This window comes from Microcoleus sp. AT3-A2 (genome assembly GCF_036705685.1).
GTDB lineage: Bacteria > Cyanobacteriota > Cyanobacteriia > Cyanobacteriales > Microcoleaceae > Microcoleus.
In genome coordinates this window covers 1-20,913 of record NZ_JAUBVF010000016.1, presented here as the reverse complement: position 1 = coordinate 20,913, position 20,913 = coordinate 1, and the positions used below count along the sequence as shown (strand labels likewise).

Annotated in this window: 15 protein-coding genes; 6 read left to right on the top strand and 9 right to left on the bottom strand. The window is 45.6% G+C overall.

The features are described from left to right. The 4 genes from QUB37_RS11965 to QUB37_RS11950 form a co-directional block, all read left to right on the top strand. Positions 1 to 331: WD40 repeat domain-containing protein (locus tag QUB37_RS11965; RefSeq protein WP_445300023.1), on the top strand; the 331-nt coding region annotated here is incomplete at its 5' end. A gap of 1 nt (position 332) precedes the next feature. Continuing rightward, positions 333 to 2,858 (top strand): WD40 repeat domain-containing protein, encoded by a 2,526-nt coding sequence (locus tag QUB37_RS11960; RefSeq protein WP_333162149.1) that lies wholly within the window; start codon positions 333 to 335, stop codon positions 2,856 to 2,858. Next, entirely contained in the window at positions 2,855 to 3,979 is a 1,125-nt protein-coding gene (locus QUB37_RS11955; protein ID WP_333162147.1) for an ATP-binding protein, read from the top strand. Before QUB37_RS11960 ends, QUB37_RS11955 begins: the two co-directional genes overlap by 4 nt. Positions 3,980 to 4,271: 292 nt before the next feature. Beyond that, positions 4,272 to 4,853 carry an HAD family hydrolase gene (locus QUB37_RS11950; protein ID WP_333162145.1) on the top strand — a complete coding sequence of 194 codons (582 nt, stop codon included), beginning with the start codon at positions 4,272 to 4,274 and terminating at the stop codon, positions 4,851 to 4,853. A gap of 15 nt (positions 4,854 to 4,868) precedes the next feature. Here QUB37_RS11950 and QUB37_RS11945 read toward each other — a convergent pair whose 3' ends face one another. The 5 genes from QUB37_RS11945 to ftsH2 form a co-directional block, all read right to left on the bottom strand. After that, positions 4,869 to 6,098: an ATP-binding protein gene (locus QUB37_RS11945; protein ID WP_333162143.1), complete on the bottom strand. Its 1,230-nt coding sequence runs from the start codon at positions 6,096 to 6,098 to the stop codon at positions 4,869 to 4,871. A gap of 6 nt (positions 6,099 to 6,104) precedes the next feature. Continuing rightward, positions 6,105 to 9,032: a PAS domain S-box protein gene (locus QUB37_RS11940; RefSeq protein ID WP_333162141.1), complete on the bottom strand. Its 2,928-nt coding sequence runs from the start codon at positions 9,030 to 9,032 to the stop codon at positions 6,105 to 6,107. A 263-nt stretch (positions 9,033 to 9,295) separates the two neighbouring features. Then, positions 9,296 to 10,585 (bottom strand): aminopeptidase P N-terminal domain-containing protein, encoded by a 1,290-nt coding sequence (locus tag QUB37_RS11935; protein WP_333162139.1) that lies wholly within the window; start codon positions 10,583 to 10,585, stop codon positions 9,296 to 9,298. Positions 10,586 to 10,822: 237 nt separating this feature from the next. After that, a complete protein-coding gene (locus QUB37_RS11930; protein WP_333162137.1) occupies positions 10,823 to 11,233 on the bottom strand; it encodes a hypothetical protein in 411 nt (136 codons plus the stop codon). Between the two features lie 133 nt (positions 11,234 to 11,366). Continuing rightward, positions 11,367 to 13,253, bottom strand: coding sequence for an ATP-dependent zinc metalloprotease FtsH2 (ftsH2, locus tag QUB37_RS11925; protein WP_333162135.1), 1,887 nt, complete (start codon positions 13,251 to 13,253; stop codon positions 11,367 to 11,369). Positions 13,254 to 13,576: 323 nt separating this feature from the next. Here ftsH2 and QUB37_RS11920 point away from each other — a divergent pair, with 323 nt between their 5' ends. After that, positions 13,577 to 14,659, top strand: a complete 1,083-nt coding sequence (locus QUB37_RS11920) for a ParM/StbA family protein (RefSeq protein WP_172185049.1) — start codon at positions 13,577 to 13,579, stop codon at positions 14,657 to 14,659. A 20-nt stretch (positions 14,660 to 14,679) separates the two neighbouring features. Next, on the top strand, positions 14,680 to 15,198 hold the full coding sequence (locus QUB37_RS11915) for a hypothetical protein (RefSeq protein ID WP_333162133.1): 519 nt from the start codon (positions 14,680 to 14,682) through the stop codon (positions 15,196 to 15,198). A gap of 310 nt (positions 15,199 to 15,508) precedes the next feature. Here the strand turns inward: QUB37_RS11915 and QUB37_RS11910 are convergent, their stop codons facing one another. The 4 genes from QUB37_RS11910 to QUB37_RS11895 form a co-directional block, all read right to left on the bottom strand. After that, entirely contained in the window at positions 15,509 to 16,432 is a 924-nt protein-coding gene (locus QUB37_RS11910) for a hypothetical protein (protein ID WP_333162131.1), read from the bottom strand. Between the two features lie 140 nt (positions 16,433 to 16,572). Then, positions 16,573 to 17,970, bottom strand: coding sequence for a magnesium transporter (gene mgtE, locus QUB37_RS11905; RefSeq protein ID WP_333162129.1), 1,398 nt, complete (start codon positions 17,968 to 17,970; stop codon positions 16,573 to 16,575). 199 nt (positions 17,971 to 18,169) lie between these two features. Then, on the bottom strand, positions 18,170 to 19,906 hold the full coding sequence (locus QUB37_RS11900) for an ABC transporter permease subunit (RefSeq protein ID WP_333162127.1): 1,737 nt from the start codon (positions 19,904 to 19,906) through the stop codon (positions 18,170 to 18,172). A 279-nt stretch (positions 19,907 to 20,185) separates the two neighbouring features. Further along, positions 20,186 to 20,734, bottom strand: a complete 549-nt coding sequence (locus QUB37_RS11895; RefSeq protein ID WP_333162125.1) for an AAA-associated domain-containing protein — start codon at positions 20,732 to 20,734, stop codon at positions 20,186 to 20,188. Between the last annotated feature and the right edge of the window lie 179 nt (positions 20,735 to 20,913).

Here is a 20,913-nt window from a genome sequence, read left to right as displayed (position 1 = left end):
AATTTCTGGTGCATCGGACAACACCCTCAAAGTCTGGGATTTAACCAATCGAAAGCAACTGTTTACTCTCGAAGGCCACAGTTACTCAGTAAATGCAGTAGCCGTCACTACTGATGGGAAGCTGGCAATTTCTGGTGCATCGGACAACACTCTCAAAGTCTGGGATTTGGCGAGTGGAAATGTCATTGCTAGTTTCACGTGTAAAAGTTCGATCGCCTGTTGCGCCATTGCACCCGATGGAGTCACAATTGTCGCAGGCGACGAATCCGGCCGCGTATATTTCCTGCGACTAGAAGGGATTACTGAGTATTTAGAACAGGGGATGGTGTGAGATGGGAGAATTTACTGACAAGTTAGCTGCCAAACCACTTTCCTATCAACGTGCTTATCTGGGCAGCTTACTGCCAAATTATGTCAAGTCAGGTAATTTAGAAAACTATTATCAAAAACTGACAGACTTTAACTTTCTGATGGCAAAGATTCAGCATCCTGAGTTTGGGGTGCAGGCACTTATTGATGATTTCAATTTGCTTGACGATTCAGAAGCAGTAACTCACCCAAAGTACAATCTAGAAAAAGCGAAAGCCCTGAACTTGATTCAAGCGGTATTGTGGATATCAGCCGATATTTTGGATGGAGATAAAACCCAAGTGATCGGGCAATTGTTAGAACCATTACTGTACTTTGAAAGGCCAGCTATTCAGGCAATGCTGGAGGTAGCAAAGCACTGGAAAGTAGCACCTTGGTTGCGTCCTAATCTTAACTTTCTGATGGCAAAGATTCAGCATTCTGAGTCTGGGGTGCAGGCACTTATTGATGATTTCAATTTGGTTGACGCTTCAGAAGCAGAAACTCACCCAGAGTACAACCCAGAAATAGCGAAAGCCCTGAACTTGATTCAATCGGTATTGTGGATGTCAGCCGATATTTTGGAGCGCGATAAAACACAACTGGCGCAGCAATTATTAGGGCGCTTACTGTACTTTGAAATCCCAGAGATTCAGGCAATGCTGGAGGTAGCAAAGCAGTGGAAAGCAGCAGCTTGGTTGCGTCCTTTGACAGCCTGTTTAACTCCCCCTCGCAGAGGACTATTACGCATCCTTGAAGGTCACAGCCACTGGGTAAATGCAGTAGCCGTAACGGAGGATGGCAAACGGGGGATTTCTGGTTCAAAAGACAACACCATCAAAGTTTGGGATTTAACAACTGGAAAGGAACTGTTTACTCTCAAAGGTCACAGCAACTGGGTATATGCAGTAGCTTTTACTCCTAATGGCAAGCGGGCAATTTCTGGTTCAAGAGACAACACCATCAAAATCTGGGATTTAATAACTGGAAAGGAAGAGTTTACTCTCAAAGGTCACAGCAGCTCGGTAAATGCAGTAGCCGTCATTACTGATGGCAAGCGAGCGATTTCTGGTTCAGATGACAAAACCCTCAAAGTCTGGGATTTAACCACTCGAAAGGCACTGTTTACTCTCAAAAGTCACACTTACTCCGTAAACGCAGTAGCCGTAACGGAGGATGGCAAGCGAGCGATTTCTGGTTCAGATGACAAAACTCTCAAAGTCTGGAATTTAACAACTGGAAAGGAAGAGTTTACTCTCGGCCACAGCAACTCAGTATATGCAGTAGCCGTAACGGAGGATGGCAAGCGGGCAATTTCTGGTTTGTGGGACAACACCCTCAAAGTTTGGGATTTAACGAATCGAAAGGAAGAGTTTACTCTCAAAGGTCACAGCAACTCAGTATATGCAGTAGCCGTCACCAAGGATGGCAAGCGGGCAATTTCTGGTTCATTTGACAAAACCCTCAAAATCTGGGATTTAACAACTGGAAATGAAGAGTTTACTCTCAAAGGCCACAGCGACTCCGTAAATGCAATAGCTGTCATTGCTGATGGCAAGCGGGCGATTTCTGGTTCCTGGGACAACACCATCAAAGTCTGGGATTTAACAACTGGAAAGGAAGAGTTTACTCTCAAAGGTCACAGTAACTCGGTCAATGCAGTAGTCGTAACGGAGGATGGCAAGCGGGCAATTTCTGGTTCATTTGACAAAACCCTCAAAATCTGGGATTTAACAACTCGGAAGGAACTTTTTACTCTCAAAGGTCACAGCAACTCAGTAGATGCAGTAGCCGTAACGGAGGATGGCAAGCGGGCAATTTCTGGTTCAAGAGACAACACCATCAAAGTCTGGGATTTAACAACTGGAGGTGAACTATTTATTCTCAAAAGTCACAGCGACTGGGTAAAAGCAGTAGCCGTAACGGAGGATGGCAAGCGGGCAGTTTCCGGTTCTTTGGACAAAACCCTCAAAGTCTGGGATTTAACAACTGGAGGTGAACTATTTATTCTCAAAGGTCACAGCGACTGGGTAAAAGCAGTAGCCATCACGCCCGACGGCACACGGGCGATTTCTGGTTCATCGGACAAGACCATCAAAGTCTGGAGTTTAACAACAGGAGATGAACTATTTACTCTCAAAGGTCACAGCTACTCGGTAAATGCAGTTGTTGTCACTGCTGATAGCAAGCGAGCGATTTCTGGTTCAAGAGACAAAACCCTCAAAGTCTGGGATTTAACCACTGGAAAGGAACAGTTGACTCTCAAAGACCACAGCAAATCGGTAAAAGCAGTAGCCATCACCCCCGACGGCAAACGGGCGATTTCTGGTTCAGATGACAAAACCCTCAAAGTCTGGGATTTGTCGAGTGGAAATGTCATTGCTAGTTTCACGGGTGAAAGTTCGATCGCCTCTTGCGCGATCGCCCCCGATGGAGTCACAATTGTAGCAGGTGATCGATCGGGCCAAGTATATTTCCTGCGGCTAGAAGGGGTGGAGGAACTAACATGAATTCCTCACCTCTGCCAACTCCCATCTCTACCGATTCTTACCCAAAAGAATTTCAGCAACTCCTGCGAGAAAAAACCGAGAATTTTGCAGGGCGCAAGTTTGTTTTTTCTGCGATATCCGACTTTCTGGACTCCCACAGCCGCGGTTATTTCACAATAGTCGGCACTCCCGGCTGCGGCAAAAGTTCCATCCTCGCCCAATATGTCACCGCCCATCCTCGCAGTATCTATTACAACGCTGCAGTTGAGGGCAAAAATCGAGCTGAAGATTTTCTCGCTTCAGTCTGCACTCAACTGATTGACAAATACCTTGCCGCCAATGGGGAAACATCCGAAATTGTCAAGCTCAAATCTCAACTTCAAAATCTCGAATCCGATGATGGGAGTTGGTTTCTGTCTTTGTTGCTTCAGCAAATTAGCGATAAATTAAACGATCGCCAAAAGTTGATAATAGTCATTGATTCTGTAGACGCGATCGCCCGCACGAGTCAGCCTCCCAGCTCAAATCTGTTTTATCTGCCGAGATATTTGGGCGATCGTACTTATTTTATCCTCGCCCGCCGCCCGTTTTTGAGAGAGAAATCCGGTTTGTTAATTGAAACGCCCTCTCAAACTCTCGATTTAAGAGATTATCCCGCCCAAAATCGCGAGGATGTCCTGAACTACATTCAGCAATACCTATCAACCGCACCGGATTTAACTCAACCCGAATTCTGCCAACAACTCGCCACTGTCAGCGAAAACAATTTCATGTATCTGAGTCAGATGTTACCTGCCATTAACGAGAATTCACACCCTGATGCTAATCTGGGGGAGTCCTCACTTGTCTCTGAACTTCCTCCCGGTTTAGCAGCGTATTATCAAAACCACTGGCTGCGGATGAGAGGTGATGGCTTATCGGAAGTTGACTTGTCTGTGCTGAATGTTTTGGTACGATCGACAGCAGGTTTGTCTGTAAGTGCGATATCCAATATAATTGATCAGGATGAATACGATGTTGAAAAAGTGTTAGACAATTGGATCGAGTTCTTAAATAAACAAGAAATTGGAGGAGAGATTGGCTATAGTTTGTATCATAATAGTTTCCGCGAATGGTTAGGCAAACAATCTATTTTAGAATGACGCTCGTACCTAGATTTTCGCTGTGCCAGCCTATAGTCTTCCTTGTCCAGTCTTCCCGATCCCCCCTAACCCCCCTTAATAAGGGGGGGACAAGAGTAGTCAAAGTCCCAAGCGGAAAAAGAAGAGGACTGGAACACTCAAAGTCAACCCCTACTCCCCTTCTTAAGGGGGATTTAGGGGGATCTAGACTCGACTCTAAACGATAGATACAAAGGTTTTTAGGCTTAAGTTAACACCAACTAACACTGCCGCATCCTCACCCTAAACCCTATTTTCAAGCAACAATACAACAATGAAACGAGCAGTATTTCTTGACAGAGATGGCGTTCTCAATATCGAAGTGGGCTACATCCACAAAGTAGAAGATTTGAATTTAATCCCCGGAATAGCTGAAGCTGTACGCCGTTTAAATGACAAAGAAATATTTTGCTGTTTGGTTTCCAATCAATCGGGTCCAGCGAGGGGTTATAATCCCGTCAGCCACGTAGAAGCTTTGCACAAACGCCTGTCTCAGTTATTAGAAAAAGAAGCAGGAGCGAGGTTAGATGCTCTTTATTACTGTCCTTATTTAAGCGCAGCCGAAGGCGGAACAAACCCCGAATTTACGCGGTATTCGACTTGGCGAAAACCAAATACGGGGATGTTGGTAGCCGCGGCTTGGGAATACGATTTGGATTTGCCGAATAGTTTTATGGTGGGGGATAAAGCGACTGATGTTGATATGGCTCACAATGCCGGCTGTACTGGCATTTTGGTGCAGACTGGTTACGGGAAAAGCGTGTTGAGCGGACAGTATCAGCATCATACTAAACCGGATTTTATTACAGCAAATTTAGCGACGGCTGTGGAGTGGATTTTGCAACACTTTGATTAGTGTTTGTAGTGGCATTTAAGTTGTTTGTCGTTGAGTCTTACAGGAAAGTGCTACGTAAGGAAGGGCGACTGTGAAGGTTGTACCCACGCCCATTTTGCTTTCGCAGGCGATCGCCCCTCCTTGCAATTCCACAGCTTTTTTAACAATGGTTAACCCCAAACCATTACCTTTAATCTTCCCACTATTCTTGCACCGATAAAACATTTCAAATATTTTCCCTACTTCAGTTTCTGGGATGCCGATACCTTCGTCTCGAATACGCAGAATTAGTGAGGGAGAGTTAATATTTGTAAATTGGGAATTGCCAAACAAACACTGAGGGGATAAGCAGAAAATAGCTTCTTTTTCTCCCTCGCCTGGTTGACGGTATTCCAATTCCAAGGTGACTTGCCCGCCGTTTGGAGAATATTTGATGGCGTTGACGATTAAGTTAGAAATAATGCCGTGCAGCAATTGTTGATCTAATATTGCACTGGTAACATCTGAGGGGATTAATGTTAGTTTGTGCTTGGCTTCATTTCCTAACTGCAATTGAGCGAGCAAGTCTTGACAAAATTCGACTAAATTTATCGGTAATGGATGGCATTTGAGTTGGCCTGATTCTGCCCTGCCCATGAACAGCATATCGTCGATTAGCTGGTTCATCTTTTGGGTAGCTGAGTGCACCAGCCGCAGGGTTCTAACTTGGGATTCGTCACTGCTGCGAGTTCGATCTAGATCGAGAAGTTCCGCAGAAATTAAAATTGCGTTGAGCGGGTTCCGCAATTCGTGAGCGGCCATTGAAATATACTGGTTTTGGCGGTGCGATTTTTCTTCCACCGACTCTCTGACTGCTTCCGCGGCTTTGAGAGATTCTCGCATCTTGGTTTCGATTTCGTGTCTGTGCAGGGCAATCTCGATCGCTACTCGCAAATCATTTTGTTGAAATGGTTTGATAATATAACCGAATGGGTCTGTAAGTTTCGCTCTTTGCAGCGTTTGATCGTCGGCATAAGCTGTTAAAAATACTGTCGGCACATTCCTATTAGTTCTGATTTTCTCGGCTGCTGTTACCCCGTCCATGTCACCTTTAAGCACGATATCCATCAACACTAAATCGGGCGGGGTTTCTATCGCTTTTTGAATCGCTTCTTCTCCTGAAGAAACTGTAGCTGTGACTGAATATCCCAGTTTTTTCAATCGACCTGCTATGTCTTGGGCTACAATAACTTCGTCTTCTACAACCAAAATTTGTATAGGGTTCATTTTTAGTTAAATACGCTGCCGATAATTTAACTCTTGGAAAATCAGAGTGTAGCAGGTTCCACGCTGACTGTCAATGGCAATACTCGCCTCTAATTGGTAAGCCAACATTTTCACTAATCGCAATCCTAATGTTTCACTCTTGTCCACGTCAAAATTCGCCGGAAATCCACGACCGTTATCTTGAATAGTTAAATGAAATTCGTGGGAATTGACTTGGTAAAAATTAATAGTTATTTCACCAGCTAAACTTGAAACAAAGGCATATTTTAAAGAGTTAGAAACCAGTTCGTTAATAATTAAACCGCACGGAATTGCTGTTTCTATGTTTAAAAAAATGGGAGCGATTTTGAGATTAAATTGGATTGAAGTATTGCCGCAACCAAAAGATTGATACAAATTAGCAACCAAGTTTTCGACATAGGGGGACAGGGCGATCTGATCGAGATTTTCGGATTGATAAAGTTGCTCGTGAATCAGAGCCATCGAATGGATGCGAGTCTGGCTTTCTTCAAATAAAGTTAGCGTTGCTTCGTCTTCAATGTATTGAGCTTGAAGTTGCAACAGGCTGGAAATTACCTGCATATTATTTTTGACTCGGTGGTGAATTTCTTTGAGCAATACTTCTTTTTCGCGGAGTGCTGCTTGAATGCGGGCTTCGGTAAATTTGCGATCGCTGATATCTTCGGCAATACCCGCGATGCGGTAAATGTTGCCCGATTCGTCGTAAATGGGAAAAGCTCGATCGCACACCCAGCGAATTGTGCCGTCTGGCAGAAAAATCCGATATTCGCTATTGGTAGACTCGCCTTGCAACACTTGCCCCATTGCCTCTTCCAACAAGCATTTATCTTCTGGATGCACCCACTCCATCATTTTTAAGGGTTCGGCATACAATTCTTCGCGACTGCGCCCCCAGATTTGTTCGTAAGCTGGACTCAGATACAATAAATCGGTGAATTCCGCAGACATTAGCCAGACGGAATCTTGGATATTTTCTGCTAACTGGCGGAAGCGTTCTTCACTTTCGCGGATAGTTTTTTCAGCCTGTTTGCGTGCGGTAATATCTACTGCAATGCCCACGATGCGGTAAACTTGACCAGATTGATTTCTAATCGGAAAAGCCCGATCGCGAATCCAGCGAATTTTGCCGTCCGGCCTGACAATTCGATATTCTATTTCGTCTTCATACTCGATTTTTCTAGTTAAATTAGCAATAACGCGCTCGCGATCTTCTGGATGGAGGGAATCTGCAAAAAAGCGCCCGTAAGCATACAAATCAGCGCAGCTTCTGCCCCAAATCTTTTCGTAAGCCGGACTGATATAAACAATTTTCTGGGGTTGAACATTGACCATCCAAAACACGCTTTCAATGTTTTCTGCTAGCTGTCGGAACCTTTCTTCGCTTTCTTTCAGCGCTGCTTCTGTTTTTTTGCGAGGGCTAATATCTTCTGTCACTACTACATTGTAAATTGCCCCGCTCAGCGGTTCTTGGATGAGCGATACTGTAATATTTACCCAAACTACACTGCCGTCTTTGTGCAGCAAGCGTTTTTCCATTTTAAAACTGTCAATTTCCCCGGCAAATAATTTCTTGTTTTGTTTTAAATCTGCATCTATATCTTCTGGGTAAGTAACGTCCATCCAGGTTCGCGACAGTAGTTCGCTCGCACTATATCCCACTATCTCGCAGAATTTTTGATTGACTCGCAAATAGCGGCCTGTTTGGTCAGGGTGGGTAATGCCGACTGCCGCTTGTTCGACGGTTGCCCGAAAGCGTTCTTCGCTATCTCTGAGGGTTGCTTCTGCTTTTTTGCGATCGCTAATATCGCGCTGCGCGCCAAAATACCCGACGATTCTGCCGTGGAAATCGTAAATGCAAATATAGTCGCCTTCTACCCAAAATGGAGCCCCGTCAAACTTGCGATTTTCATTTTCGAGGTGAATTCTTCCAGCATCAAAAAATTGCCTTATTATCTTTCTGCCGCCAGTCAAGTTGTGCGATAAAAAAGAGTAAAGCGTCCGACCAATAAACTCTTCCCTCGTACCCCCGTATTGAGCTATCAAAGCATCATTTGCCTTCGTTACCCGCCCGTTAGCAAATATGTAATCCAAGACTTTTTCTTTGTCAACGCTATTGTCCCAATGCACTGGTTCGTCCAGCATCATAAAGAAAAAGCCATCTAAAGATTGAGAGAAAAACAATTCTAGCTGTTCCTGGCTTTCCCGCAGAGCTTTTTCGGCGCGCCAGCGAGAGAGAATTTCTTCCTGCAATTGCTTGTTGGCTGTTTTCAAGTCTTCAGTGCGCTTTTGATATTTAATTTCTAGCTGATTTGTGATTTCTTCCAGGGCTATTTCTGCCTGTTTTTTTTCGGTAATATCTTGAGTAACGACCATCCCTGCAAAAATTTCTTCCCTGTCGTTTTTGACGGGAGCAATTGTTGTGGAATAAACGCGACCGCCGTATTTATATTCAAAAGTATTCTCTTTTCCTGCCAAAGCCGCGCGATATGTAGTCTCAAAAAGCGGCAAATCTTCTGGTGGCGATACTTCCCACAATGTTTTGCCTTCCAACAGTTCTTTGGACAAACCAACTACTGCCAACCCTAGCCCGTCAACCAGAGTATAGCGCAAATCGCGATCGAACAAAAACACCGAACCATTGGGATAATGTTTGATGAGAGTTCGGTACATTTCCTGGCTTTTTTCCAGAGATGCGATTAACTGAATACGATCGTCCTCGGTGATATCAAATTCAGTTGCGGAACCCGAAAAGCCAGCATTCTCGACTGTTTTGAGTTGTGCTTCTAATTTCTGGCACAATTCTCTCCGCTGCTGCAAATCCTCTTCAAGTTGCCGAATTTTGGCTTTTTGCTCTGCTACTAATGCTTCGCAGGTTTCGAGAGGTCGATCGATCTTGGTAGGATCAATACACATAATTGCTCTAGGTTTAGCAGTTGCGGACTTGAGCTTTTTCAAGCCAATACTAACAAAGCTCAAGCCTACACTGCCAACTTACAGCAGATTCAATTTATATGCGGTACACACAATCAAGTTGTAAGTAAGGTGCGTCGCCACCCGTCCAGGAGCAAATTCCATTGAACCATAGAACAGATCCGCACCCTACATAAATCGTTTCCGGTTGCATCGGTATTGTTCAAACAGTCAACAGTCAACAGTCAACAGTCAACAGTCAACAATTATTTAGGAACTCCCGCCGTCAAGACTTCATGACTTTCCAACGTCACCAAAACATCATCTTCAATTCTCACACCAATACCGCGCCATTTTTCAGGAACCTCCGGCTGTCCTTCAACGGGTTTAATATAAGGAGAAATATAAATCCCTGGTTCCACCGTCAGCACTTGTCCTGCCTGCAAAACTTGCGAATTTTCGCCGTACTGATAAACGCCGACATCGTGCACATCCAGTCCCAGCCAATGACCAGTACGGTGCATATAAAATGGCTTGTATTTCTCTTCTTTAATTATCTCTTCAATGTCCCCCACCAAAAGTTTTAAATCCATTAAACCTTCCACCAAAACGCGCACTGCCGTTTCATGAATTTTGCTGTAAGGATTTCCGGGATATACTTGACTAATTGCCTGCAATTGTGCTTGCAAAACTAAGTCATAAATTATCTGTTGTTCAGTTGTAAATTTGCCGCTAACAGGAAAGGTGCGAGTAATATCAGCGTTGTAGTAGTCGCAAGCACAACCGGCATCTATTAGCAACAAATCGTTTTCCTGCATTTGGCGGTTGTTTTCGATGTAGTGGAGGACGCAGGAATTGTAACCTGATGCAACAATTGAAGGGTAAGCGGGAGTGCAGCCATTTAAGCCAAAAGTATGTTCTATTTCAGCTTGAATTTCATATTCGTACCTGCCCGGTTTAGCGAATTCTTGGGCGCGGTTGTGCGCTGCAACTGAGATATTAGCGGCTTTTCGCATTAATGCTAATTCAGTTTCGCTTTTCACCAGCCGCATCGGGTGTAAAATGATGTTGGAATCTTCGATTGCTGTCGGGCCTGTGCCGCGTTTTGGGTAGGTTGCCATCAAGCGCTGCCAGTGATTGAGGACTGTTTGGTCGAAACTACGATCGCGCCCGAAGTGATAGTATATGCGATCGGCCTTTTCTAAATATTTCGGCAGTTTTTCCGCAAGTTCGGCGATGGGGAAAGCTTCATCCGCGCCGTACAATTCCTTAGCGCCTTCTACTCCGGCGCGATAGCCGTGCCAAGTTTCTTTTTCCAAGTCTTTTGGCTGCACAAACAAAACAAATTTGTGTTCTTCATGGTGCGGCGCGAGAACTGTTACCGCCGCAGCTTCGTTGAAACCGGTTAAGTAGAAAAAATCGCTATCTTGTCGGTATGCGTATTCTACATCGTTGTGCATGACGGCTGCGGGCGCGCTGCGAAATATCGCCGTCCCGCTGCCAATTTTGGCCATTAATTGTTCGCGTCTTTGCCGATATTCGGTGGGGTTGGTCATTCGATTTTAGATTTTAGATTTTAGATTTTAGATTGAGTGTAATATTAACACTCATCCGATTTTAGATTTTAGATTTTAGATTGAGTGTAATATTAACACTCATCCGATTTTAGATTTTAGATTGAATGTAATATTAACACTCGGCGGTTGAAACGGCTGATTTTACGAGTACACAGACTTGCACGCGCAAGGGGCAAGGGTTGAAGATATAGGTGCTCGGTTTTTTTCTGGGTCTACTTATTTATTCTCTTGTTCTGCGATCGCCAATTTACAAGTATAGTCAACCAGCCGAGACAAAGATGAGTGGCCATCGACTAAAGTCCATTTCGGAGAGAAATTCGACCAATTTTCGCCATCTTGGCTAACTCTGACAGTTCTCAACTGTCGTTGCTGGCAGTCAACTTCCATTTGCGCCAACAATTTATCGTTACTAAACTGTTGAGTTACTAAAATAGTTCTGACTGGATAAGAGGGAGCACCGGGAATATCGGATTTGCTTAATTCAACGCTGCTGGAGTCGATGCAAATATCTACAAAACATCTTGATTTTTCGGCGCGGGCGCTCAAAGTATTGACACCAACAAAAATAAAAGCTGCTATTAAAAAAAATGACGAATTCTTAGTATGTAGGGCAAATGTAGTATTCATCTGCGTTAATTGGTGTTTAGATGCGGTTTAATATTATTGACAGTTTAATAAAAAAGTAGGGACGTGGCAATAGTTTTGCGTCCCTACTTTTTAAAGACACGGGATTCCCGTGCCCTTAATTTTTAAACAAGTCTTAAAGCTGAGGAACGTATTGTTCTTTTTCAGGAACAAAAGTGTATTCAGAGACGATTAGGCGCAACTCTTCGCCGTCGATGGTTTCTTTTTCGATCAACAAATCGACTAAGCGATCGATCACCGTGCGATTTTCGCGAATAATTCGGCGGGCGTCGTCGTAACAGTGATCGACAATTGCTCGAACTTGTCCGTCAATCCGAGAGGCTATTTCTTCGGAATATTCCGATCGCGCTGTGTAGTCGCGGCCGAGGAAAATTTCGCTTTGCTGGGCTTCCAGGGCGATCGGGCCCAAGGTAGACATCCCATAGCGAGTCACCATTTGCCGCGCCATGCCGCTGACTTGCTGCAAGTCGTTGCCGGCACCGGTGGTTACTTCGGCATCGCCGAAAACTACTTCTTCGGCTGCGCGGCCACCCAAAGCACCGCTAATCCGGGCTAAAATTTGCGATCGAGAAATCAAACCTTGGTCTTCGCTGGGCATGAACCAAGTTAAGCCGCGGGCCTGTCCACGAGGAACTAAGGTAACTTTTTGAACTGGATCGTGGGCTTGAATGATTGTACCGACGATCGCGTGGCCGATTTCGTGGTAAGCAATCAAGCGCTTGCTCTTGCTGTCCACCAAGGGAGTGCCTTCCATACCTGCTACCACGCGATCGACTGCATCGTCAATTTCGAGCATCGTAATCGCTTCTTTGCGGCGGCGGGCGGTTAAAATAGCAGCCTCGTTGAGCAAGTTAGCCAAATCAGCGCCGGTAAAACCAGGAGTGCGGCGGGCGATGGCGTCCAGAGAAATCTCTGTAGACAGCTTCTTGTTGCGCGCGTGAACTTCCAAAATTTCCAAGCGGCCTTTGATATCCGGCGTATCTACGCTAACTTGGCGGTCAAAACGTCCCGGACGCAGCAACGCTGAGTCGAGCACGTCGGGGCGGTTCGTGGCAGCAATGATGATAATGCCAGTATTGCCCTCAAAACCGTCCATTTCGGTCAGCAACTGGTTCAGGGTTTGTTCCCGTTCGTCGTTACCGCCGCCGATACCGGCACCACGCTGGCGGCCCACTGCATCGATTTCATCGATAAAGATGATGCAAGGAGCATTTTCTTTAGCTTTCTTGAACAAGTCCCGAACGCGGGAAGCGCCGACACCGACGAACATTTCGACAAATTCCGAACCGGATATGCTGAAGAAAGGCACGCCAGCTTCGCCTGCGATCGCTTTTGCCAGCAGGGTTTTACCGGTTCCGGGAGGGCCAACTAGCAGCACGCCTTTGGGAATCTTCGCCCCGACTGCGGTGAAGCGTTCGGGTTTTTTGAGGAATGTCACTACTTCTTGTAGTTCTTCTTTAGCTTCCTCAACGCCTGCTACGTCGTCGAACAGTACGCCTGTTTTAGCTTCCATTTGAAAGCGAGCTTTGGACTTGCCAAAATTCATGGCTTGACCAGGGCCGCCGGGAACGTTGCCACCGCGGCGGAAAAGGAAAAACAGGCCTCCTACTAACAAGAGGGGAAATACTAGATTGCCTAAAAGTCCCCAGACAGCACCGTCGTTGCGTAGTGGGTGGGTGTCGAAGCTGATTTTGGAGTCTCTGAGCCTAGAAACCAATTCCGGGGCATTTGAGGGCAAGTCTACCCGCCACCGCTGCTCGTGATTGTCCAGTTCGGGATCGACTGCTAGGACAATAGCCGTCCGACCTCCGTCGTAAAGGTCAACGCTGGTCACTCGACCGGCGTTTAAGTAATCTAAGAATCGACCGTAGCTCAGGCGGGTGCTGGCGGTGTTCTTGCTCATTTCTGCCGGGGATGGGGCAAAGGCCCCCTGCCACAAGAAAAAGCCGATGACTAAGGCGGGTAAAGTCCAAAGTAGTATAGTTCGCCAAGAAATTTTCATAAATGCGGATGCCTTGAATTGGGGACAGATCGGGTAAGATCGCGGTGTCGGAGAAGTGCGACAAAAGTTTACACTCAGAATCTTAACTAAATTTAACTTAACAATGCACTCTCAGGCAACAGAGCTTCGAGGACGATGCTTCCAGAAAAAGTTAGGTTAGTTACGGTAAGGGCGATCGTCCCGAATATAATATTTGGTGCTGATTTCGATACCGATCTAGGTAGAGTTAGAAGAATCGCCGCTTTCACCCACTGTCTTTAAGCGTGGCAGTGTCAAGGGATAAGGCATGATAATGGTGAGGCTCAGTGAGGTAACACATTTCAATGACAACTAGACAGCTTGTTCCTAATTCGGCTATGCTGACGCAGCAGACTAAGATCGCTTCTCACAAATCGATTATTAGTGCTGATTTGGGTCGGACGGCAACTAAAGCCTGCGTGAGTCGCAACCCGAGCAGCGTGGTTTTCATCCCTGCCAACGTGGCTGCTATGCCCGTTGAAAAGGTTCGTGGCGGCAGCTTTGAGTCGAAAGCAACAGACCCTCTGTTGGATATGTGGCTGGAGTACCAGGGCAAGGGCTACGCGATCGGCCAATTGGCTGCAGATTTTGGCGCTAATCTCGGCGGCGCCGACCAGTCGAAAGTAGTAGATGCTTTGGTTAAGGTTTTTTCCTGTGCTGGATATTTCCAGATGAAGGGCGAAATAGCAGTTGTGCTGGGTTTGCCGTTTTATTCCCAGGATCAGTTTGAGAAGGAAAAGGAAGAGATTATCAGCCAACTGCGCTCTCCCCACGTTGTGGTGTACCGGGGCGAGCGTGTGGATATTAATATCAGTCACGTTTGGGTGATGCCGGAAGGGTTCGGCAGCCTGATTTGGTGCGAGGCTCAAGATAACAAGGAGTTTACGCCGGAGTTGCCCGAACTGTCGGTGGCGGTTGTTGATATTGGACACCAAACTACCGATTTGTTAATGGTCGATCGTTTCCGGTTCGCCCGGGCAGCTTCTAAGAGCGATTCCTTCGCAATGAACAAGTTCTACGAACAAGTTGCCTCAAAGATTCCGGGAGCAGACCCTCAATCTCTGTCTTTACTGGAAGCGGTGAATAAACCGGAAGGCCAGCGTTTCTACCGTCCGAGAGGAGCGACTAAGCCGACTAATTTAGATCCGATTATTAAGGATTTGCGAGAGGCTTTCGCTAACGAACTGTCCGAACGTTTGGTGCAGTGGCTGCCGGAACGGGTGACGGATGTGGTTCTGACTGGCGGTGGCGGCGAGTTTTTCTGGGAGGTTTTGCAACCTTTGCTTAAAGACGCCAATCTTAAGGCTCACTTGGCTCAGCCTTCCCGGAAAGCTAATGCTTTGGGACAGTTTATTTATGCTGAGGCTCAGCTAGCCACGATTAAGTAACGCATTAAGGCTTGAACCCTATGGCACTGTGGGCAAAAAATAAGGCGAATTTCTCGGTGGCGTTTACAGAAGATGCTGCGGATCAAACTTTGCTGGCCGCTATTGAAAAAGAGTTGGCTTTTACGAAGTATCAGACTTTCAGCAATCTCTGCAAGCAAGCTTTGTGGCAGTTTTTGTCTGTATCTGAGTCTGCTAGCTCTACACAGAGCTTTCAGCGGTTGGAACAGCGTATTGCTGAACTTGTGGTCAAATTTGCTGAGTTTGAGCACAATGTTTCGGCAGAGGAATTAAGCCGTTTGGAGGGACTGGAACATCACCTGAATCAACTCAGCGCCCAGTTGGATCAGTTGCAGGGAAGTGTTAACAGTAAGTTTGCTCAAGTTTCTTTTGCCCAAGTTTCAAAAGTAGTAGAGCCTGGCCCAATTGAGTCTGAGTCTGTGGCGGATGATAATGTAGTGTCTGATGCTGAAGTTGCTCCTCCTCGGAATTCCGATCCTTTGTTGGAGCGTTTAAGTTCTTTGTTACCCCAAGATTTCTAAAATGAGGTAGACCAAGGCTAAAAAGCCTTGAGATGTGATGTTAGTGGCCCGCTGTTGGCAGCCGGTACTGAATACATAAACAAAGCGATCGCTCTTTTGAAAAAAAAGGGCGATCGCTTTGTTATTTGTTATTTGTCAGTTGACTGTTGACTGTTGACTGTTGACTGTTGACTGTTTTTTGTGGTTACAAATTATATCAAATCCGTTACCATCGGAATAGTAAATTCGAGTTCACTGTTGACTGTTGACAGTGAACAGTGAACAGTGAACAGTCAACATCATTCCGGTGTAACCGGAAATGATATTACCATTATTCGATTAATCCTAATTTTTGTAATCGCGAACGAATCGCACTAGGCTGTCGCTGAAATCTCTGAGCTAATTCGTCAATTTGTTGCCCGCTAGCATATTCTTTCTTCAAATTTTCGTCTTCATCCTGACTCCACTTGACATAAGCTCTGGGATATTTCTGGCGAATTTTCTCATTCTGGGTTTTAGGTCGATAACCATTCTTTTGATCGGCATTCAAACCAGAAACCAACTGTGGGTTAATTTCCCCACCGCGACTAGCTAGCGCCTCTTGCACGCGGTTGGGAATTACAGCAATTTCTTCTGAAAGCTCAGCCAAAGCACTGTCTACTTTTTGCTGAAGTTCTGTTAGCTGTCGCTGCTGCAAACTGCCCCACTGTGGCAGTTCATTGATAAACTGCTGCAAGTCCAGAATTATTGTTGTCAAAGTTTCGACTTGTTGCAACTCCGGTCGCTGTTTGAATTGGCGGCTGGTGAGTTCGATCTCGCTTTGAATCATTTTAATAGTTTTTTCTAAAATTATTAGTCGCTGGCGCAGGTTCTCAATTGCTGAAATTAGAGAGTGTACGTTTTCTCCAGGCCCAACATTGAGATTTTCGCGAGATGTTTGAGCAACAGCTTCGTCTAAAGCATTTACAGCGAGTTGCAATTCCTCGATCGCGCGATCGGTAGTAGCTGCTTGTTGATTTACCCGATCGAACGTAGCCGCCGTACTTGCTTTAACTTGCCTGTGCAGCTTCTGCCGGTTCACAAAATTCAACACCAACGCAATCACTACAGGCACTTGAGCATAAACGCTCTGTTCCCAAACCAAACTAGCAGCCAAGCCCACAGCAGAGGCAGCAAGAAAAACCAATTCAGCAGTTTCTAACAAATTGCTGGACGTGGGATTTTGGATTTTGGTGGGTGAATTGGATGATGACATAAGTTAATTGGGAATTGGGAATTGGGCATAGGGCATAGGGCATAGGGCATAGGGCATAGGGCATAGGGCATAGGGAGGCTGTAGATCGCCGAATTGAAAATTACTATAGTTTTTTTTATATAACAATATACTTAAATATATTAAATTTGCAAAATTACTCGAGCTAAAGTGAAATAAATCAACACCCCGAGGACATCAACTGCGGTGGTAATAAAAGGAGCAGACATTAAAGCGGGGTCTAAACCCAAAGAACGAAATAGAAACGGCAGAGCTGAACCGGCAATAGAAGCTAAAATTGCGATCGCAAACAAACTCACTCCCACCGCGAGTGCCACTTCTAAACTCCCTTGCAGAGTGTAAGCCCAGCCCGTCGCTACAGTCCCCAATATAGCTCCTAGCAGCGCTCCCGCCATCCCCTCCCGAATAATTACTTGAAACGGGCCCATTGCTGTAATTTCGTCAGTGTTCAAACCGCGAATTACAACAGTTGAGGACTGAGCTCCGACATTGCCTCCAGTGCCAGTCAGCAGGGGAATAAAGGCTGCTAGGGCAACTACTTGGTTCAAAATATCTTCTTGAGCTCGAATAATTGCGCCGGTGACAGTATTAGTTAAAAGCAGAACAAACAGCCACACCACCCTTTTCCGGGCAACAGTGATTAAATCGGTCTGAAAATAATTGTCGCCACCGGACTGGACGCCGCCCAAGGTATAAATATCTTTGGCTGCTTCTTGTTCTAAAATGTCGATCGCATCGTCAACTGTAATGATGCCGACCAGCCGCTGTTCGCGGTCTACAACGGGCACAGCTAAAAAATCGTAACGCTGGATCAGCCTAGCTACTTCTTCTTGATCCGTTCCTGTTTGAACAGAAACTACGTCGCGGGTCATAATTTCGCCGACAGTTTTGTCGAGGGGCGAAGTGACTAAATCCCGCAAGGATAAAATGCCGGTCAAGCTGCGTCCGGCGTCAGTGACGTAAAGAGAATAAATTGTTTCGGTAGTTTTAGCCAAAGAGCGAATTCTGTCTAAAGCTTGGGCGACGGTAAAGCTTTCTTTGAGAGAAATGTATTCCGGGGTCATGATCCGACCGGCGGTACTGGCTTCGTAACCCAAAAGTTGAGCCGTAGCTTCGCGTTCCGTTGGGCTCAATTCACCTAAGAGGCGGCGGACTAATATTGCCGGCAGTTCGTCAAAGAGTTTAGCTCGATCGTCCGGGGACATTTTGTCTACAATATCAATGACTTCTTGGCGTTTGAATTTTTCGCAGAGGGACTGCTGAACGCTGGAGTCGAGATATTCGTAAACTGCGATCGCTTCGTCTTTGGAAAGCAAGCGGAAAGCTATTACTTGCATAGTTTCTGGCAGGCCTTCGATAGCTTCAGCTATGTCTGCTTCCTGCACCGGGTGCAAAATTGCTTTTGCTCCTTTAAAGTCTCCTTCTTCCAACAGGGCCCTTAACTGCGATCGAACTAATTCCCGCAGTTCCTTTCGCGCGTAGGTGGGTAGAGAAGACGATTGATAACTTTTTTCTGTCACTGATGACCCTCCTAAACCTGTGCTGCGCGCCTTCCTGAATCCAGTTTAGAGCCTATTGACGCCACTGGTTGCAGTTATACGATTTATACGACCGGGGTTAGCAACCCAGTTTCTTCGTGGAGGCTTCACCACCCAAACCCAGATATATCCTCGAAACCTGTTTTTTTGGTTTGGTATGATGTTTTTTATATTGATCGACTTAAACCAACAATTGATATTTCTCTTCCGCCAAACGGTAAAGTGGCCGCCACACTAAACGGTTAGTCACTACAACCAACAGCGACATCACAGAAGTAGCAGCCAAAAGCAAGGGAAAATTTCCAGATGCCGTCGCCTGAGAAATCGTCTCACCCAAACCGCTTGTGGTAATTATTTCACCTTTAAACTGCACGTATTCACTGACAATACTGGCATTCCAAGCTCCGCCAACCGCCGTAATAATTCCTGTGATTAAATAAGGAAAAATTCCGGGTAGAATTAAAGTTTTCCAGCGCTGAACTCGGGAAAGTTTGTAAACTTGCGCGGCTTCAAACAACTCGGAAGGTATCGATTGAGCGCCAGCAATAACATTAAATAGCAAATACCACATTGTACCCAACATCATCAGCGCTACTGAACCAATTTCCAACCCTCCTCCAGCGTGAATTAAAGCTAGTAGTAATACGGGGAATAAAGCGGTTGCCGGTACAGAAGCGGCTATTTGTACCAAGGGTTGCAAAATCTGAGCTAAACGGGGATTTCGACCGATCGCAACTCCGACCGGCACTGTCCACAACAGCGATAAAAATAGCGCGCAAATGACCCGCAAAGCTGTGAAAAATGCACCTGTTATGACTTTTTGCCAGTCAGACAAATTCAGCAACCGCAGCAGCAGCACCGCTTCCCAAGTGCCCCAAAGCACAATGAGGGCAAACCCGCTGACAAATATCCAATTTATCCAATTTCCAATGTGGCTTCCTTGGCGAGGATTTGCTGGTAAATTAACAGGTGCAAAAGCTCTTGCCAAACCACGATCAAAACTGTCGCTGATCGGCGAAATACGCGACTTCAAAACCCGCAGCGTCGCCGAGCGCCTTAAAAAATCTAATACATTTGACTGCGGTACATTGGTAGCTTCCACCGCTTGATATTTAAACTTTTCTACCCAAGCAATTAAAGGCTGCCAGATGAAAAAGTCTATGGCTATAATCACCCCAATTAAGACTGCTAAACCCCAGCCGACTGCCCCAAAATTGCCTTCATTGGCTGCCTTGCCCAAATAGGAACCGAGTCCGGGCAAATTAAAGTTTTTCTCCCCCAAGGTAAAAGATTCGATCGCAATCAAAAAGAACCAGCCGCCCGCCACTGACATGACGCTATTCCACACCAGTCCGATCGCCCCAGCAGGCAATTCTAACGTCCAGAACTGCTGCCAAGCATTCAGCCGATAAACTTGAGCAGCTTCCTTAAGTTCTCGTGGAATTCCCGAAAGTGACTGATAGAAACTAAAGGTCATGTTCCAAGTCATCCCAGTAAATATTAAGATAATCGATGCGAGTTCTACGCCGATTATTTGACCTGGAAATAAAGTAACTAGCGCTAAAACAACTCCCGGCAAAAAAGATAAAACCGGAATCGACTGCAAAATGTCTAACAAGGGAATTAAAATTTTTGCTGCCAGGGGAAAGCGGTAAGCAGAATAAGCATAAACTAGGGTAAACAGCAGCGCTAAAAAATAGGCTGCTGCCATGCGTAAAAGAGTCTGGGCTGTATATGCTGGCAAGACATTTAGCGTGGTCTCAATTTTAAAATTTGGGTTGTAGTCACTGCTGAATTGAGAAGCTGTTTGGACAATTACCAAAATTAGAGAGAAGATTGCTAGAATCAGCAAGCCGTCTTGCCAAGTCCAAGCTGACCTTTCTAAAGTTTTATTTGCTGGTGTTAGAGGTCTTGTCATAATAATTAGTTATTAGGCATCGGGCATTGGGCATCGGGCATCGGGTATCGGGTATCGGGCATCGGGCATCGGGCATCGGGCATCGGGCATCGGGCATCGGGCATCGGGCATCGGGCATTGGTTATTAGTTATTGGTTATTGGTTATTGGAGGCAGAGCCTCCGGGTATGTATTCCCAGGCAGAGCCTGAGAACAAGACTAAGATACCAACAAATAAGACTAAGTTACCCACAAATAATAAATAACAACTAACCCATAACAAATAACAAATAGCAAATAACTACTCAGCTTTATCTTCCGATTCTAAGAAAATTTCGCCCCCTGGTTCGTCGTAGCTGTACAACTCTGCATAACGTCCCCAATCAATAGCAGTTTTCAATTGCCGCATTGCTTCTTGGGGGCTAAAGTGGGTTTCGAGAATATCCAAAATCAACTCTTCAGAAATGCGCTGATTGCGCTTTGCCTGAAGCATTCTAGAAATTTGCTGTACGAGGCGAATATTACTGAGAATTTGGGTGCGAACAATTTGTTTTCGCTGGTCAATTCCGCCGGCAATGAACTGAATGCCAACAGGAGTTAAAATGAGGTCGCCTTCTTGGATTACCAGAAAATCCATTAATTTTGCTCCTTCCACGATCGGCAAAATGTCGTCAACCTCTAACATTAATTCTTGACCGAGGCGGTAGAGGTCTTTCTCCTTGCGGTCTTCCAAGAGTTCCAACAGACCTGCGATCGCACCGATTCGCACCTGCGGCAGAGATTGGTATTTAGCGCTTTGAGCGGGTTGAGGTTGAGACACAGCAGCGGCACTTTCTGCAGGTGCTGTCACTGTGTCGCAGCTCAATTCGGGATTGGTGAGAATTTTGTAAACTTGGTCTATAGCAATCCTAAATGATTTTCTTTATTTAGCTCAATCCTAAATGATTTTTTCTGTGTAAGTATATTGACGTATTTTGGGGAAATCAAATTTATGTTCGTTAGTGAAAAACTCAAACAAAAACTTGACAA